Source organism: Tateyamaria sp. LSS28 (genome assembly GCF_059611725.1).
In genome coordinates this window covers 174,813-189,619 of the sequence record NZ_JCAPFI010000005.1, presented here as the reverse complement: position 1 = coordinate 189,619, position 14,807 = coordinate 174,813, and the positions used below count along the sequence as shown (strand labels likewise).

17 protein-coding genes are annotated in these 14,807 nt (G+C 58.0%); 5 read left to right on the top strand and 12 right to left on the bottom strand.

From position 1 onward, the window contains the following. The first annotated feature begins 60 nt into the window (after positions 1-60). Positions 61-612: an LOG family protein gene (locus AC53L6_RS16585; protein WP_496908655.1), complete on the top strand. Its 552-nt coding sequence runs from the start codon at positions 61-63 to the stop codon at positions 610-612. Positions 613-667: 55 nt separating this feature from the next. On the opposite strand, the gene AC53L6_RS16580 is transcribed toward AC53L6_RS16585, so the two are convergent. The 6 genes from AC53L6_RS16580 to AC53L6_RS16555 all read right to left on the bottom strand — a co-directional run bounded on the left by AC53L6_RS16580 (position 668) and on the right by AC53L6_RS16555 (position 6,131). Next, the gene (locus AC53L6_RS16580; protein ID WP_299603264.1) at positions 668-1,267 is read right to left on the bottom strand and encodes a superoxide dismutase; all 600 of its coding nucleotides are present in this window, start codon (positions 1,265-1,267) and stop codon (positions 668-670) included. Positions 1,268-1,367: 100 nt separating this feature from the next. Continuing rightward, complete coding sequence (locus AC53L6_RS16575; RefSeq protein ID WP_496908654.1) at positions 1,368-1,775, bottom strand: hypothetical protein; 408 nt, start codon at positions 1,773-1,775, stop codon at positions 1,368-1,370. A 73-nt stretch (positions 1,776-1,848) separates the two neighbouring features. Further along, the gene (locus AC53L6_RS16570) at positions 1,849-2,418 is read right to left on the bottom strand and encodes a sarcosine oxidase subunit gamma (RefSeq protein WP_299748247.1); all 570 of its coding nucleotides are present in this window, start codon (positions 2,416-2,418) and stop codon (positions 1,849-1,851) included. Next, a complete protein-coding gene (locus AC53L6_RS16565) occupies positions 2,411-5,425 on the bottom strand; it encodes a sarcosine oxidase subunit alpha family protein (RefSeq protein WP_496908653.1) in 3,015 nt (1,004 codons plus the stop codon). The genes AC53L6_RS16570 and AC53L6_RS16565 overlap by 8 nt, the downstream gene beginning before the upstream one ends. Positions 5,426-5,495: 70 nt before the next feature. Beyond that, complete coding sequence (locus AC53L6_RS16560) at positions 5,496-5,825, bottom strand: sarcosine oxidase subunit delta (RefSeq protein WP_496908652.1); 330 nt, start codon at positions 5,823-5,825, stop codon at positions 5,496-5,498. Positions 5,826-5,912: 87 nt separating this feature from the next. Continuing rightward, positions 5,913-6,131, bottom strand: coding sequence for a hypothetical protein (locus AC53L6_RS16555; RefSeq protein ID WP_299206782.1), 219 nt, complete (start codon positions 6,129-6,131; stop codon positions 5,913-5,915). Between the two features lie 200 nt (positions 6,132-6,331). Between AC53L6_RS16555 and AC53L6_RS16550 the strand changes: the two genes are divergently transcribed. Continuing rightward, positions 6,332-6,517 (top strand): hypothetical protein, encoded by a 186-nt coding sequence (locus AC53L6_RS16550; RefSeq protein WP_299206784.1) that lies wholly within the window; start codon positions 6,332-6,334, stop codon positions 6,515-6,517. Positions 6,518-6,582: 65 nt separating this feature from the next. Here the strand turns inward: AC53L6_RS16550 and AC53L6_RS16545 are convergent, their stop codons facing one another. Further along, positions 6,583-7,827: a sarcosine oxidase subunit beta family protein gene (locus AC53L6_RS16545; protein WP_496908651.1), complete on the bottom strand. Its 1,245-nt coding sequence runs from the start codon at positions 7,825-7,827 to the stop codon at positions 6,583-6,585. Between the two features lie 205 nt (positions 7,828-8,032). Here AC53L6_RS16545 and ccmI point away from each other — a divergent pair, with 205 nt between their 5' ends. The 3 genes from ccmI to AC53L6_RS16530 are packed head-to-tail and all read left to right on the top strand — an operon-like array spanning position 8,033 to position 9,962. Continuing rightward, the gene (gene ccmI / locus AC53L6_RS16540; RefSeq protein ID WP_496908650.1) at positions 8,033-9,250 is read left to right on the top strand and encodes a c-type cytochrome biogenesis protein CcmI; all 1,218 of its coding nucleotides are present in this window, start codon (positions 8,033-8,035) and stop codon (positions 9,248-9,250) included. Beyond that, the gene (ruvX, locus tag AC53L6_RS16535; RefSeq protein WP_496908649.1) at positions 9,247-9,723 is read left to right on the top strand and encodes a Holliday junction resolvase RuvX; all 477 of its coding nucleotides are present in this window, start codon (positions 9,247-9,249) and stop codon (positions 9,721-9,723) included. The genes ccmI and ruvX overlap by 4 nt, the downstream gene beginning before the upstream one ends. Next, positions 9,720-9,962, top strand: coding sequence for a DUF1289 domain-containing protein (locus AC53L6_RS16530; protein ID WP_299206792.1), 243 nt, complete (start codon positions 9,720-9,722; stop codon positions 9,960-9,962). Before ruvX ends, AC53L6_RS16530 begins: the two co-directional genes overlap by 4 nt. 82 nt (positions 9,963-10,044) lie before the next feature. Here the strand turns inward: AC53L6_RS16530 and AC53L6_RS16525 are convergent, their stop codons facing one another. The 5 genes from AC53L6_RS16525 to AC53L6_RS16505 all read right to left on the bottom strand — a co-directional run bounded on the left by AC53L6_RS16525 (position 10,045) and on the right by AC53L6_RS16505 (position 14,769). Beyond that, positions 10,045-10,776 carry a hypothetical protein gene (locus AC53L6_RS16525; protein ID WP_496908648.1) on the bottom strand — a complete coding sequence of 244 codons (732 nt, stop codon included), beginning with the start codon at positions 10,774-10,776 and terminating at the stop codon, positions 10,045-10,047. Further along, positions 10,773-11,594 (bottom strand): sulfite exporter TauE/SafE family protein, encoded by an 822-nt coding sequence (locus AC53L6_RS16520; protein ID WP_496908647.1) that lies wholly within the window; start codon positions 11,592-11,594, stop codon positions 10,773-10,775. The genes AC53L6_RS16525 and AC53L6_RS16520 overlap by 4 nt, the downstream gene beginning before the upstream one ends. 29 nt (positions 11,595-11,623) lie before the next feature. After that, entirely contained in the window at positions 11,624-12,637 is a 1,014-nt protein-coding gene (gene dusA, locus AC53L6_RS16515; RefSeq protein WP_496908646.1) for a tRNA dihydrouridine(20/20a) synthase DusA, read from the bottom strand. A gap of 105 nt (positions 12,638-12,742) precedes the next feature. Continuing rightward, entirely contained in the window at positions 12,743-14,140 is a 1,398-nt protein-coding gene (locus tag AC53L6_RS16510) for a TRAP transporter large permease (RefSeq protein ID WP_496908645.1), read from the bottom strand. After that, positions 14,140-14,769, bottom strand: coding sequence for a TRAP transporter small permease subunit (locus AC53L6_RS16505; RefSeq protein WP_299209182.1), 630 nt, complete (start codon positions 14,767-14,769; stop codon positions 14,140-14,142). Before AC53L6_RS16505 ends, AC53L6_RS16510 begins: the two co-directional genes overlap by 1 nt. Positions 14,770-14,807 lie beyond the last annotated feature (38 nt).

The window sequence follows — 14,807 nt, the reverse complement described above, 5'->3', positions numbered from 1 at the left end:
CGGTCAAAAGAACGGCGTCACAAAACCATCACTTTCGCGCGCCCGTTACAGGAGCACCACATGTCCCCATTTTCCGTCTGCGTCTACTGTGGCTCGCGCCCTGGCAATACCCCCCACTACACAACCGAAGCCGAAGCCCTTGGCGCCGGGATTGCTGAACGAGGATGGCAGCTTGTGTATGGCGCGGGCGATGTGGGGCTGATGGGATCGGTTGCGCGCGCCGCACAGGCGGGCGGCGCTGATACGTTTGGCGTCATCCCTCGCCATCTGGTCGATTGGGAGGTCGGCAAGACCGACCTGACCCGATACGTCGTGACCGAAACGATGCACGAGCGCAAAAAGGTCATGTTCATGAACTGTGATGCCGTCGTTGTGCTGCCCGGAGGCGCGGGGTCGCTGGACGAGCTGTTTGAAGTGCTGACGTGGCGACAACTTGGGTTGCATGAAAAGCCGGTCGTGCTGGTCAACGTGGGCGGCTATTGGGATCCGCTGATTGCGCTGCTGGATCATGTCGTCGCTGGCGGGTTCGCCGATGCGTCGCTTCTTGACTATTTCGAAGTGACCGACAGTGCGGCAAGCACATTATCTGCACTCACCAAGACGTTAAATTAAAAAAGAAAAGGCCGATCGGAAGATCGGCCTTTTGCTACTTCAAAACCGTACCAGCTCACATCCGGCTGGCGACATTTTCCCAGTTCACCAGGTTGTCCAGGAAGTTGGTCAGGTAGGCCGGCCGTTTGTTGCGGAAGTCGATGTAGTATGAGTGCTCCCACACATCGCAGCCCAGAAGCGCTGTCTGACCAAAGCACAATGGGTTCACACCGTTTTCGGTTTTTGTGATCGCCAGACTGCCGTCTTTTTCTTTGACAAGCCACGCCCAGCCCGAGCCGAACTGCCCGGCACCAGCTGCAGAAAACTGTTCTTTAAACCCATCTACCGAGCCAAAGTTTTCAGTCAGCGCTTTTTCCAACTCGCCGGGCATCGCACTGTCGCCGGGACCCATCATCTCCCAGAACTGGTTATGGTTCCAAAGCTGGCTAATGTTGTTGAATATGCCGTTCTGTGCAACGGCGTTTGCGTCGTAAGTACCGACTATGATCTCTTCGAGAGACTTGCCTGCCCACTCGGTGCCCTCAATGGCCTTGTTGCCGTTCACGACATAGGCGTTGTGGTGCAAGTCGTGGTGATACTCCAGCGTTTCCTTGGACATGCCCTTGGATGCAAGTGCGTCGTGAGCATAGGGAAGGTCGGGAAGTTCAAAAGCCATGGGGGCCCCCTTTTGTAGTATTGCAAGGTTGTGCCTGACAGATTGTGCGCGGACGAGCAAGTTCAAGCACCAACCACAAAATACAATTCGAAATGGTGAGTTACTTGTTCTTCAATTGCCCTACTTCGCATGAGCCATTGCCGTTGAACGAGTTTGTGACTCCGGGCATGGAACCACGCATGATAACTCTTTTGGTGTTCGTGTCGAGTTCGATACGATACCCGATCCGCGCGGGTCGAGGGTTGGCCGGTATGTTGTTCACCCGGTACGTGAAACGAAATTTACCGTTGCCGCGATCTTTGAGCTTCACAGAGATTGGTTCGCCATGAACAGCATGAATGATTGCATCGTACACGATTGCTGTCTTCGCTGACGGTTCAAATTGCAGTGCAAGTACGGGTGAAATAAATCCATCGCCGGTATCACGCACCTTGCAGACATAATCCAATGCCGCTGCTGGTGTCGCCATCATCGTCACCGCACACATAATTCCGCACAAAGAACGCATAACTTTCTCCCTAAAGTGTAGTGACGTTAATTGACGTCACTACAAGAGAAACTCAATGTGAAAAACGGTTCTCTTAGAAAACATCTACTGCGCTGCCGCGTTGGCTTGCGACCGTTAGCAAGTCAAACACATACTGTGCCTGACTGCGGAAACAGATGATGCGGAAGCTGTCGTTGTCATGCAGCCAGAACGCAGCTGGAACCTGCGCCATCCGCGTACGCCGGAACATGCCGACCGTGAACTGATCCGGCGCAAGATCCACGGGCACCAGCTTGGCCAACACCTCACGTGCGTTGTCACCAGACAAGTCAAACACTGCACGCGCGTCAGACACGTTGACGCAAAGGCTGTGCACGTCGCCCAAGACCCCCTGCATTTGCTTCAAGTTGGTGGATACCGCATCGTAAGGGCAAAGGACCAACAGCTCATCAGGTGACATCCAGCAGATACCGCGATCGTCGACACAGTTGGCCTGCCCGTGCCCGGGCATCTCCAAAGAGGTCGCGCTCATTGCGGCCTTTTTGACCTTCGCATCGGTCAGTTGTCCGCGCAGCGTGATCATCCCCTGCAATGGTACCTCGGTAACGGTCGCGATACCTTGGGTCCATGTAACGCCATTCAATGCACTGACAGCATTAGACATTCTGCTTCTCCCCATCCGGGTCATAGAAGACCGGGCTTACAATCCTGACCCTGTAGGTCGTGCCATCCGTGCCCGGGAAATCTATCACTTCACCCATACGGTCCGGTCCATGTAGGACAAGGCCCATGGCGATCCCCTTGTTCAGGTTCGGCGAATGGTACGACGATGTGACTCGCCCTTGCATGTTGCGCTGGCCGTTGTCGTTGGTGCCCTCCGCAACCGCATAGGCGCCATCGGGCAAAACAGAGCTATCCAATGTTTCTAGGCCCACCAGTTTCCAGCGTTCAGGACCAATCATATGAGTGCGTTCTTGCGCGCGCTTTCCAAGATAGTCCTCTTTCTTCTTCGAAAGTGCCCAATGCAAACCAAGGTCCTGCGGGATGACCGTTCCGTCTGTCTCATCGCCGATCATTATGAAACCCTTTTCGGCCCGCAGAATGTGCAGCGCCTCGGTGCCGTAAGGCATGACGCCCAGATCGGCGCCAACGGCCATAAGCGCATTCCAGAACGCCTGCCCTTTCGAGGTATGTACCGCGATCTCATAGCTGAGTTCGCCGGAAAAGGAGATGCGGTAGGCGCGCACGTCGAAGCCACCCAGCGCACCATCCGCCCATTCCATAAAGCCAAGACTTTCGGCCGAGACATCCATTCCCCCGAGCGCCTCAAGCGCCTTGCGCGCGTTCGGGCCGACCACTGCAACCTGCGCGTATTGCTCGGTCACATTGGCGACATAGACCTGCATGTCCCACCACTCGGTCTGCAGCCACTCCTCCATATGCCCGTGGATACGTTCGGCCCCGCCGGTCGTGGTGTGACAGAGGAAGGTATCCTCATCGATCCGAGCCACAACGCCGTCGTCAATGAGGAAACCGTTTTCGCTGCACATCAGCCCATAGCGACATTTGCCGGGTTTCAGCGTGCTCATCATGTTGGTGTAGAGCATGTCGAGGAATTTGCCCGCATCGGGCCCTTTGACAATAAGCTTACCAAGCGTTGATGCATCAAGAAGCCCGAGATTTTCTCTCACATTCCGCGTCTCGCGCATGACGGCATCATGCACGGTTTCCCCGTTGCGAACATAAGCGTACGGGCGGCGCCAGTGGCCTACCGGTTCCCAATCAGCCCCATTTTTATCGTGCCATTCATGCATCGGTGTGCGGCGTATGGGCTGGAATACTGTGCCCCGCGCTTCCCCTGCAATCGCACCCATTGAAATTGGTGTATATGGCGGCCGGAAGGTGGTTGTACCTGTCTGGGGAATGGGTTGATTCAGAGCATCAGAAAGGATCGCAAGGCCATTGATGTTACTCAGTTTTCCCTGATCCGTTGCCATGCCCAGTGTTGTGTATCTCTTGGCATGTTCGACGCTTTCAAATCCTTCCTGCGCCGCCAGTTGCACGTCCGAGACTTTGACATCGTTTTGATAATCAAGCCATGCTTTCCCTCGTAGGGCTGCACCTGCGCCTTGGGGCATCAGCCATACGGGTGCCATGGCGGCCTCTTCCACACTGCTTGCGTCCGGTGCCGAGACCTTTCCTGGCTTTTGCCCTGTGGCACGCGCCGCCGCATGCCCCATCGCATGGGCGTCACCAACCAGCTCAGCCAATCCGAAGTGTCCGTTTGCTGACCCAGCCGGGCTGACAAACGCGCTACCCTCCGCGCCCGTCGGTGCTTTATCCACATCCGGACGGAACATGGAGAAATCGTTGTCCCAGAGCAGTTTGCCACCGCAGTGCGACCACAGGTGGACAACGGGTGACCAGCCGCCCGACATAGCGACTGCGTCGCACGCGATTTCTTCCAGTACCGCGCCCTCTCCCGCCTGCGAACACACGGCAATACCGGTGACCCGTTTGCCGCCAAGAACCTTGGATACGCCGTGGCCCATCAAGACACGGATTCCAGCCGCTTTTGCCTCGGCAATCAGCGGGCTGTCGACCGGCAGCACCCGCGCGTCAAGAATGGCGGGAACGTCCAATCCAGCGGCTTTCAAAGCGCTTGCGGTGCGATATGCGTCATCATTGTTGGTCACGATGACGGTCCGGTCGCCCGGGCTGACACCGTAATTCACGACATAATCCCGCACCGCTGATGCCAGCATCACACCGGGGATGTCGTTGCCAGCAAATGACAGCGGGCGTTCAATTGCGCCGGTGGCTGTAACCACGTGCCCCGCCCTTATGCGCCACAGCCGATGACGTGGGCCATCCAAGTCAGGAGTATGGTCGTTCAACCGCTCGTAACCCAGCACATATCCGTGGTCATAGACCCCTGCCCCCATCAGGCGTGTGCGCATCGTGACATTTGGCATGGACTTCAACTCAGACACGAGTTCGTCCACCACGTTATCCACAGGCTTGTCGTTAACTTCACCACCATCCACTGGCGCGCGACCACCCCAATGCGCGGTTTGCTCGACAAGCAGGACGCGCGCACCGGCCTTGGCCGCCGAACGTGCAGCGATCAGACCTGCAATTCCACCGCCTACGACAAGCACATCACAAAACGCATGAAAGTGCTCATAGGTGTCCTGATCACGACCTTTGGGGGCCTGCCCAAGTCCAGCGGCCTGACGGATGAATGGCTCGTAGACGTGCTTCCACAGCGGACGCGGATGGATGAACATCTTGTAGTAAAAACCGGCCGGCATGAAGCGCGACAGCTTGGCGTTGATCGCGCCCACATCGAATTCCAAGCTCGGCCAATGGTTTTGCGACGTGGCAAGCAACCCTTCGAATAGCTCCGTTGTCGTGGCACGCTGGTTCGGCTCGAACTTGCCCTCGACACCAAGGTTGACCAGCGCATTCGGTTCTTCCGGTCCGGCGGCGACAATACCGCGCGGACGGTGGTACTTGAAAGATCGGCCAACCAGCATCTGGTCATTGGCCAGAAGGGCGGAGGCAAGCGTATCGCCCTCGAACCCGCGCATCTGCTGCCCGTTGAAGGTGAAGCGAACGGCCTTGTCCTTGTTCAGAAGGCGACCGCCTGTGGCGAGACGTATGCTCATGTGTTGGCCTCATCGCGGCGGCAGGCGTCAAAGCCTCCGGCGGTGGTATTTTCAGTCAGAAGAAACAGGGTCAAGAAAACGCCCTCCATGACCAGTCGGGGCGCTTTTTGCTAATCTTGTCGCAGATCTCTTTCGGAGGTTCGGTGACTTGCGCGGAATAGGTGCCAAAGACTTCGAGAGTTGTCGTGCATCGGGCAGCGTGGAACCATTTGCCACAGCCATAGGCATGGCGCCAGCGCTCGAAATGCACGCCCTTGGGGTTCTCGCGCATGAACAGATACTCTTCGAAATCACCATCCGATGACCCGGGGCCGAAACGTTTCAGGTGCGCCTCACCTCCGGCATGGAATTCGGTTTCTTCTCCGGTCTGGCCACAATTGGGGCAGGTCAGGATCAGCATTGGCGCACTCCGATCATTGGAGCGGACACGCAAAAGGCGGACGTCCGAAGACGCCCGCCTGATGCGGTCCGAATAGTTTGGGAGGGGTTATTCGGTTGGCACCGCCGTGCCTGTTGTGCCGGTCGTTTCGGTTGCCGCCGGTGTGATGGCATTTTGTGTTGGGCCGCCTTCACCACCGCCCGAGCCGATGGAGCCAAGCAGTGCAAGAAGTGCCACAACAGCGACAATGACCGCGAATGAGATAAGGAGCCCGCGGCCTGACACGCCGTCGCCACGATGGATGTTCGGGTTTGGATAGTCTGACATGTGTAAGCCTCCGTTCTATGGGCTTCCATGTCATCACGTGGATACGCTGGCGCAATACCTGGGACCTTGGGTACGGAAAACGGGCTGAGCACAGCCGGTTTGCCCCCAATAGAACGGCTGCATCCCGCCTGTTTTGCGATTTTTCGTGACGCAGCGGTCGTTTCTGTGCAAGTGTCAACTAAAGTTGACAGGAGGTCATTATGGATCACACGACGGGCGCCATCCTGGTCTTTGGCGCGATTGCTGCGGGCGCAATCATCATGTTTGTTCTCGAGCGGCGTGCGGCCGCCAAACGGCTGGAAGCGCGCGGCGGAAGAGAGATTGATGTCGCCAACCTGATCGCCTTCGGGTCGGCCGCAGGCGAAGGGAAGAAGACGCACGAATGATGTGCAAGACGGATTGAGCAAGTCTCGCCAAAAATCTGCTAGGGATTTTTGCATTACTTGCTGCATCAGTGCGCCACCCCGGCGGCCACGCTCTCGTCAATGAACCGCCCCTCACGGAACCGGTTCAGTCCAAACTCATCGGTCAGCGGTGATCGTCCTTTGGCAATCAGTTCGGCCATAGCCCAGCCTGACCCCGGGATCGCCTTGAACCCGCCCGTGCCCCAGCCGCAATTGATGAACATACCATCCACTGGCGTTTTCGACAGGATGGGAGAACGGTCGCCCGTCACGTCCACGATGCCGCCCCACTGACGCAACATCTTGAGACGCGAAATCATGGGGAATGTTTCGATCAGCGCGCGCACCGTTTCCTCGATATGGTGGAACGAACCACGCTGCGTGTAGTTGTTGTATCCGTCGGTACCACCGCCGATCACCATCTCGCCCTTGTCGGACTGGCTCATGTAGCCATGAACCGTGTTGGCCATGACCACCACGTCCATACAGGGTTTGATCGGTTCGGACACCAAAGCCTGAAGTGCCACGGATTCTATGGGCAGACGGAAGCCCGCCATGTCGGCCAGATGCCCGGAATGCCCTGCAACGACGACACCCAACTTGTCGCAATCAATAGCGCCCTTGGATGTATCGACGCCAACGACCTTACCACCCTCTCGCCGGATCGCCGTTACTTCGCATTTTTGGATCACGTCCATGCCCATGTCCGAACAGGCACGGGCATAGCCCCAAGCTACGGCATCATGGCGGGCCGTGCCACCGCGTGCTTGCCAGAGGCCACCCATGACGGGGTAACGCGGGCCATCGAGATGGATAATCGGCACCAGTTCCTTGACCTTTTCGGGACCGATGAACTCAGTCTTCACGCCCTGCAAGGCATTGGCATGGGCCGTGCGCTGATAACCACGCACCTCATGATGGGTCTGGGCCAGCATGATGACGCCGCGCGGGCTGAACATGACGTTGTAGTTCAGATCCTGGCTCATCGTCTCGTAAAGGCTGCGCGCCTTTTCGTAGATCGCAGCCGACGGATCCTGCAGGTAGTTCGAACGGATGATCGTTGTGTTTCGCCCGGTGTTGCCGCCCCCAAGCCAACCTTTTTCAAGGATAGCAACGTTCGTGATCCCGAAATTCTTTCCGAGGTAGTAAGCTGTCGCCAGACCGTGCCCACCTGCCCCAACGATGATCACATCGTACTTCTTCTTTGGCTCGGGCGCGCGCCACGCGCGCTCCCACCCGGTGTGGTAACGCGCGGCCTCTCGGGCAATGGCAAAAGCAGAGTATCGTTTCATGGGCAGCCGTCCGGACCGTGGAATCGCAAAGCGTATACGTGCGGTTTTAATCGCCTTTGTGTCCGAAGAAAGGGGCCGCGCTGGCGGCGTTTTTTGACGGATTTGCGACACATGTCCCTGCCTGCGACATCACGGGTGTGCCATGGACCCTTTTGCTGGTCCTGCGCAGGGGTTAAATGACGACGAACGAACAAGTGTGGTGCGCATGTTATTCTGGATAATCACGGCCCTGTTGACGCTCGCGGTCCTCGCAACATTGGCCCGCGCAATGCTGCGTGGCTCTGTCGGAGATCGCCCGCCCGCAGCCTATGATTTGGATGTCTACCGGGACCAGTTGCGTGAAGTGGACCGTGACCTGGCACGTGGCGTGGTGTCAGAAGCAGATGCGGATCGGATCCGCACGGAAGTGTCACGCCGCATTCTTGCCGCTGACGCAGCCTTGCAAGAACAAGAACAAAGCGCCGGGAAGTCCGGCGGGCTGACAAGCCTTGGCCTGACCCTCGCCGTTACTATTGTAGGGTCTTATGCCATCTACACCCAATTGGGCGCACCGGGTTACGGCGATCTTGCGCTGGCCAGTCGGATCGAGGCCGCCGAGATCCTTCGCGAAGAACGACCCAGCCAGGAAACGGCTGAAGCCAGCCTTGATGAACCGTCCGCGCCGCCAAATGTCGATCCCGATTACGTGGTCCTTGTCGAACGTCTGCGGCAGGCAGTTGTGACCCGCCCTGATGACGTGCAAGGCCACGAATTGCTAAGCCGCGCCGAGGGGCGTCTTGGAAACTATGCGGCAGCGCATACCGCAAAAGCGCAAGTTCTCGCGCTTAAAGGGGACAAGGCCACCGCAACTGACTTCTCGGAATATGCGGATCTGTTGATCCTGGCCGCTGGTGGATACGTCTCGCCCGAAGCTGAAGGCGTTCTTGAACGAACGCTTTCCATGAATCCGGCAGATGGGCCTGCGCGCTACTACTTTGGGCTGATGATGTCGCAAACCGGGCGACCGGACACGGCTTTGCGCGTCTGGGATCAACTGTTGCGTGAAGGGCCTGCCGATGCACCTTGGATTGCGCCAGTGTCGTCACAGATCGAGGAAATGGCCTTTCGCGCGGGTGTGAACTACGCCATGCCAGCGATCGGTACAGGGCGCGGACCTTCCCCAGATCAGATTGAAGCAGCGCAGGGCCTGAGCCCTGCAGAGCGGATGGAGATGATCCAGGGGATGGTCACTGGCCTGTCCGACCGTCTTGCGACCGAGGGCGGTCCCGTCGAGGATTGGGCGCAGTTGATTTCCGCTTTGGGGGTTTTGGGCCAGATGAATCAGGCCAATGCGATCCTGATCAATGCGCGCGAAGTGTTTGGCGACGATCCCCGCGCCGCAGATATCCTGAGCCGCACCGCTGACCGCGTGGGCTTGGAATGATAACGGACGATACCGATGCGTTTTTGGCCGGACTGCCCCCAATGCAGGCCCTCATGGGCCTCGATCTGGGCGACAAAACCATTGGTGTAGCGGTTTCAGACACATTCTGGTCCGTCGCAACACCGCTTGAAACGGTACGACGCAAAAAGTTCGGTTTGGATGCCGCACGCCTGCAGACCCTCATAGCTGAGCGCAACGTCGGTGGTCTTGTGTTGGGCCTGCCCCGCAACATGGATGGAACCGAGGGGCCGCGGTGCCAGTCCACTCGTGCCTTTGCACGCAACTTTGAAAGGCTTTGGGATGGTCCCATCACCTTTTGGGACGAACGATTGAGCACCGTGGCCGCCGAAAAAGCGCTGCTTGAGGCGGATACGACACGTAAACGTCGCGCCGAGGTGATTGATCACGTCGCTGCCGGATATATCTTGCAAGGACTGTTGGACAGGCTGGCAGCAATAAAGAGGCAGGCATGACAGACGTTCCCCGTTCCCTTGTGTGGAAGCGCGACGAGATCGAAAGCCCCTGCGTGCAGATCTGCGTCATTCATCCCGAGACGCGGCTGTGCACTGGCTGCGCCCGCTCTATCGACGAAATCGGTGGTTGGAGCCGAATGAGCACCGATGAACGGCGCATCATCATGGCTGAACTGCCAACGCGAGAAGCCGCACCGAAGGGTCGGCGTGGCGGACGTGCGGCCCGGCTCAAACGGTAGCGAAATCTGACGCAGTCCCTCGTGGTCCTACGACGAACGAACAATCTGGCGCATCGTTAGCAAAGCGATCTTTGCGTCAAGGTTAGTTGAGCCAATCCATCGGGTCCGGGAATTCAGGTCGAAAGAATGCGATCATGCGACGCCCGTCTTCGGGGCCCTTCCACGGTTCAGTGCCATGCAGGGCAAAACGGTGGATCAGGAACGACTGGCCGGGTCTTGCACGTATCTGCACCGCCTCACAGCTGCTGAAGACGATGCGCCGCGCGGCATGGTAGGCGTCGGTCACATCCACCTCGCGCGGATTATGGTCGACGATGGCCTCTCTAAGTGCCTTCTGCATGATCCGATGGCTGCCTTTCCAAACAATGGTTGGAGCGGCAGATACATCATTGAGCGGTAGTCCCAGAATATATGCGTGAAATTCGCGGGCAAAGCGCTGTCGATCCGGCCCTTCGGGCAACAGACCATCCACATGCGCGGCCATGCGCGTGATCCGAAACCGATGATTGGCTTCACTTTGATCTGCGTCGCGCTTGGGATAACCGGGATAGACAATTGATACTTGACCGGAGTGCATCGGCAAGTCTGGCACATGGCTTTGCCAAGGTCCGGCAAGGGGCACACCCATCACGCTGCCATCTGTTTTGTTTGGCAAAACATCGACACCTACGAACCATGTTTTGCCGTGCCGCAGATTGTGCAGCCTCGTTTCAGGATCATCAGCGGCCCTTGCCGCTGCTTTTTCTGCCGCTGCGGCCCATCGCACCGTCCGATCATCATAGTCAAAAACCACGAAGCCGTCTGGGTCGATCATCCCCACAGCGCCTTGCGCAGCATGTTGAGCGCGACAAGCACAAGGAAAACCGCAAACACCCGCTTGAGCGGACCGGGATCCATCACATGTGCCAACCTGACGCCCCAGGGCGCGGTCACAAGGGTCATCGCAATAATGACTGCAAAGGCAACTAGGTTCACGGCCCCCACCGTAAATGGCGGCACCGGCCCATCAAGCGAAACCATCAAAAAGCCGATGACCGATGGAACAGCGATCAGCACACCGAAGCCCGCCGCCGTCGCGACGGCGCGGTGAATCGGAACTGAAAACAGGCTCATCAGCGGCACACCAAAGCTACCCCCACCGATCCCCATCAGGACCGAAAGAAATCCCATGCCCGGTGACAGGGCAGCCCTGCCCGCACCGGTCGGCATTGCAGGGCCCAGCCGCCAGCTCGCGCGGCCAAACCCCATGTAAAGCCCTACGATCAAGGCAAGAATGCCAAATATGGCCTGCAGGGTGGTCGTGCGTAGCTGTGCCACCAGCAGCATGCCCAATACCGCTCCGATCACGATGCCAGGCGCCCAGCCGCGCAGGATGTCCCAGTCAACCGCACCTTTCTTGTTGTGACTCATCACGGACCGGACCGAGGTTACGATGATCGTTGCAAGAGAGGTGGCCAAACACATCTGCATCAGATCTGGCCCACCATATCCAAGCGTTTGGAATGCATAGAAAAATGCTGGCACTAGAACGATGCCTCCGCCAACCCCCAAAAGGCCGGCCAGTACGCCGGCGAAGGCTCCGATCACGGCCAGCACGATCAGCATCTGGATCAGAAGAAATGTGTCCGGCATCGCCAGCTCCCGCGTGAAGTCGCGTGGTGCTACACTGCTTTGGCGTCGGGGGCCAGTGCCGTGACATGGCGCAAGGCAGCCTCGACCAATTCCGGTCCTGCACCGTCGCGTGTCGCACCTTCGCTCAGAGTACGGCGCCAGCCACGCGCGCCGGGGCGCCCGGCAAAAAGGCCAAGCATATGGCGGGTGATCTGATGTAGACGGCCACCAGCGGAAAGATGCGCTTCGATATATGGCAGCATGTTTGCAACTGCCTGTTCGGCAGTGCTGTCACGTCCCGTCCCGAAAATACGCCTGTCAGCCTGCGCCAAAACATCCGTGGGTTGATGATACGCCGCGCGGCCTACCATCACACCATCAAGCCCACCGTCGAGCAACATTTCGACCTGATCCAATGTGGCGACGCCACCGTTGATCGAGATATGCAGGTTTGGAAACAGTCCCTTCATCCGGTGCACCAGATCATAGTCCAGCGGCGGGATATCCCGGTTCTCTTTTGGGCTTAACCCTTTGAGCCAGGCCTTGCGCGCATGGATCGTTACCCGTTCGCATCCAGCGGCAACGATCCGAGACAAAAATTCCGGCAGAACCTCCTCCGGGTCCTGCTCGTCCACACCGATGCGACATTTGACCGTCACCGGCACATCAACCGCATCACGCATGGCCGCCACGCATTCGGCAACCCTGCCAGGCTCCCGCATCAGGACAGCTCCGAAGGTGCCGGATTGCACGCGATCCGACGGGCAACCGCAATTCAGGTTTATCTCGTCGTAACCCGCTTGCGCGCCCAATTGCGCGGCTTGCGCGAGCTCTCGGGCATCAGCCCCGCCGAGTTGCAAGGCGACAGGATGCTCTGCCGGGTGGTGATCCAGCAGATGCAAAGCACCCCCGCGCACAAGCGCCGGAGCTGTCACCATCTCGGTGTACAAAAGCGCTTGCCCGCTCAATTGCCGATGCAGATAGCGGCAATGCCGGTCCGTCCAATCCATCATCGGCGCGACGGAAAGACGAGCGGCGCGGGTTATGTCAGCATTTGTGTGCATGGCGCGCGACATAAGGTGTGCGGTACCTTTTGCCAAGAAGAACGGTGCGTGGCACGAGCCTCATGGCGTGCTGTCAGATGCAGAGGCAGTGCAAGTCCACAAAGGCTAGGCCAAGGATGGAAGCCACAAAACAATTGCCGGGAACGCGACCAGCAACGCAATTGTAATCGCATCGGCAATGAAGAAAGGGGTAACGCCCTTGAACACGTCCTGCACGCTCAGATCATCGCGCACGCCCGCAACCACAAAGCAGTTGAGACCGATGGGCGGCGTGATCAGACAAAACTCGGCCATCTTGACCACCAGAATGCCAAACCATATCGCACACATTGGTCCGGACATGCCGAAGGTGCTATCCTCAGCACTTACGAATTCGCCACCGTTGAGCGCCATCACGGCCGGATAGACCACAGGCAGGGTCAAGAGCAGCATCCCAATTGCGTCCATGAACATGCCCAGCACGGCATACGCCAAAAGAATGCAAACCAGGATCAACATGGGCGACACGGTCAGCGAAGTGATCCAGTCCGAGAATGCACCCGGCAGGTCAGCGAACCCCAAGAAGCGAACATAGATCAGGACGCCCCAGATGATGGTAAAGATCATCACCGTCAGTTTGGCCGTCTCGATCAACGCGTCCTTCAGCTCAGTCAAGCGCATGCCTCGGTACACCGCCATGAGGAATACAATGAACGCGCCCACTGCCCCGCCTTCCGTCGGCGTCCCCCATGCGTCGCCAAAGGGGTTGTAGACAAAGAAGATGATGATCACGACAACCGCTACGATGGGCAGCGCAGGTGGTAGAGCCAGCAAACGTTCTTTCCATGTGAAACCGGTAACGGGCGGGCCAACGGTTTTGAAAATGACCGCGATACCGATGATCAGAATGGCGTAGACAAAGGCGGAAAATGCACCGGGAATGAAACCGGCCAACAGCAGTTTACCCACATCCTGCTCGACGATGATTGCATAGATCACAAGGATGGCTGACGGCGGGATCAACGACGCCAGCGTGCCACCGGCTGCGACAACACCAGCCGCGAATTGCTTGTTATAGCCGATCTTAAGCATCTCTGGAATCGCAATGCGGGCAAACACGGCTGCTGTCGCCACCGAGGCGCCCGAAACAGCGGCAAAGCCGGCGGTCGAGAACACGGTGGACACGGCCAAGCCCCCCGGAACCCAGGCAATCCACTTTTTGGCGGCATCGAAGAGGGCGGTAGTGAGTTTGGCGTAGTAGGCCAAATAGCCAATCAGAATGAAGGTTGGGATCAGGCTCAGCGCGTGTGCAGATACCTTTGAGTGAGGTACCTGGCCCGCAACCTTGACGCTGATTTCCAGCGCTTTTCCAAAGCGTTCCGGCGCGTAATCAAAGCCGTTCCAGCGCAACCAGACCAAGCCGACGAAGCCAGCCAAACCAGCCGCAAACGCAACACGCATTCCCAGAAAAACAAGGCACAGCATGCCGCCTGTAACCCACAGGCCAATTGTGATCGGGTCCATCAGTCTGCTCCGTCCAGGGCTTCGGCTTCTGCACGCGCTTGCGCGGCGACACTCTGGATCAACGGCACTGCAACTGGGCGCTCAAGGTTCAGCCAGAAGGCACGCGCATAGCCGACGGCTTGCAGCACAAGTCGGGCGCACAGCACGGCAAAGGCAATGGGCACCAGCAGCTTCGATGGCCAGATCGGCAGCGAGATATCGATGGAACTGTCCCGGCTGCAAAACGGCCGTGCGCAGTCAAAGGAACGGTCGAAATGGGCCCATGCCCCCCAAACCAAAGCAATCATGAGGACAAGGATCAAAACCACCATGATCAGCTCGACCAGCCACAGCAGGCGTCCCCGCATGGCACCGATAATGATGTCCATACGAATGTGCCCACCGTTTCGCTGAACATAGGACACACCCATAATGGCGATCAGAGGCATCAGCATTTCGATCAGGTCTACGTAACCCATGAGCGGTGCTTCGAAAAACTCCCGGCCTGCGACCGAATAAGCGGCAAGGAACATGAGGGAAAAGGCGGCCAGTCCGCTTAACAAGGCCATGACCTGCTCAATTGGCAATAGCGCCCTATCCAAACGGCTTAGAACACTGGAGTCTTCCAGCACTGTGGATGCACCTGCCATCCCTGCCCCCTGTTTTTATGTGTTTAGGGCGGGCCATG

Excerpts from the sequence above, each read along its gene's own strand:
- AC53L6_RS16585 (WP_496908655.1), top strand. The coding sequence starts at position 61 with ATGTCCCCATTTTCCGTCTGCGTCTACTGTGGCTCGCGCCCTGGCAAT.
- AC53L6_RS16580 (WP_299603264.1), bottom strand. The coding sequence starts at position 1,267 with ATGGCTTTTGAACTTCCCGACCTTCCCTATGCTCACGACGCACTTGCA.
- AC53L6_RS16575 (WP_496908654.1), bottom strand. The coding sequence starts at position 1,775 with ATGCGTTCTTTGTGCGGAATTATGTGTGCGGTGACGATGATGGCGACA.
- AC53L6_RS16570 (WP_299748247.1), bottom strand. The coding sequence starts at position 2,418 with ATGTCTAATGCTGTCAGTGCATTGAATGGCGTTACATGGACCCAAGGT.
- AC53L6_RS16565 (WP_496908653.1), bottom strand. The coding sequence starts at position 5,425 with ATGAGCATACGTCTCGCCACAGGCGGTCGCCTTCTGAACAAGGACAAG.
- AC53L6_RS16560 (WP_496908652.1), bottom strand. The coding sequence starts at position 5,825 with ATGCTGATCCTGACCTGCCCCAATTGTGGCCAGACCGGAGAAGAAACC.
- AC53L6_RS16555 (WP_299206782.1), bottom strand. The coding sequence starts at position 6,131 with ATGTCAGACTATCCAAACCCGAACATCCATCGTGGCGACGGCGTGTCA.
- AC53L6_RS16550 (WP_299206784.1), top strand. The coding sequence starts at position 6,332 with ATGGATCACACGACGGGCGCCATCCTGGTCTTTGGCGCGATTGCTGCG.
- AC53L6_RS16545 (WP_496908651.1), bottom strand. The coding sequence starts at position 7,827 with ATGAAACGATACTCTGCTTTTGCCATTGCCCGAGAGGCCGCGCGTTAC.
- ccmI (WP_496908650.1), top strand. The coding sequence starts at position 8,033 with ATGTTATTCTGGATAATCACGGCCCTGTTGACGCTCGCGGTCCTCGCA.
- ruvX (WP_496908649.1), top strand. The coding sequence starts at position 9,247 with ATGATAACGGACGATACCGATGCGTTTTTGGCCGGACTGCCCCCAATG.
- AC53L6_RS16530 (WP_299206792.1), top strand. The coding sequence starts at position 9,720 with ATGACAGACGTTCCCCGTTCCCTTGTGTGGAAGCGCGACGAGATCGAA.
- AC53L6_RS16525 (WP_496908648.1), bottom strand. The coding sequence starts at position 10,776 with ATGATCGACCCAGACGGCTTCGTGGTTTTTGACTATGATGATCGGACG.
- AC53L6_RS16520 (WP_496908647.1), bottom strand. The coding sequence starts at position 11,594 with ATGCCGGACACATTTCTTCTGATCCAGATGCTGATCGTGCTGGCCGTG.
- dusA (WP_496908646.1), bottom strand. The coding sequence starts at position 12,637 with ATGCACACAAATGCTGACATAACCCGCGCCGCTCGTCTTTCCGTCGCG.
- AC53L6_RS16510 (WP_496908645.1), bottom strand. The coding sequence starts at position 14,140 with ATGGACCCGATCACAATTGGCCTGTGGGTTACAGGCGGCATGCTGTGC.
- AC53L6_RS16505 (WP_299209182.1), bottom strand. The coding sequence starts at position 14,769 with ATGGCAGGTGCATCCACAGTGCTGGAAGACTCCAGTGTTCTAAGCCGT.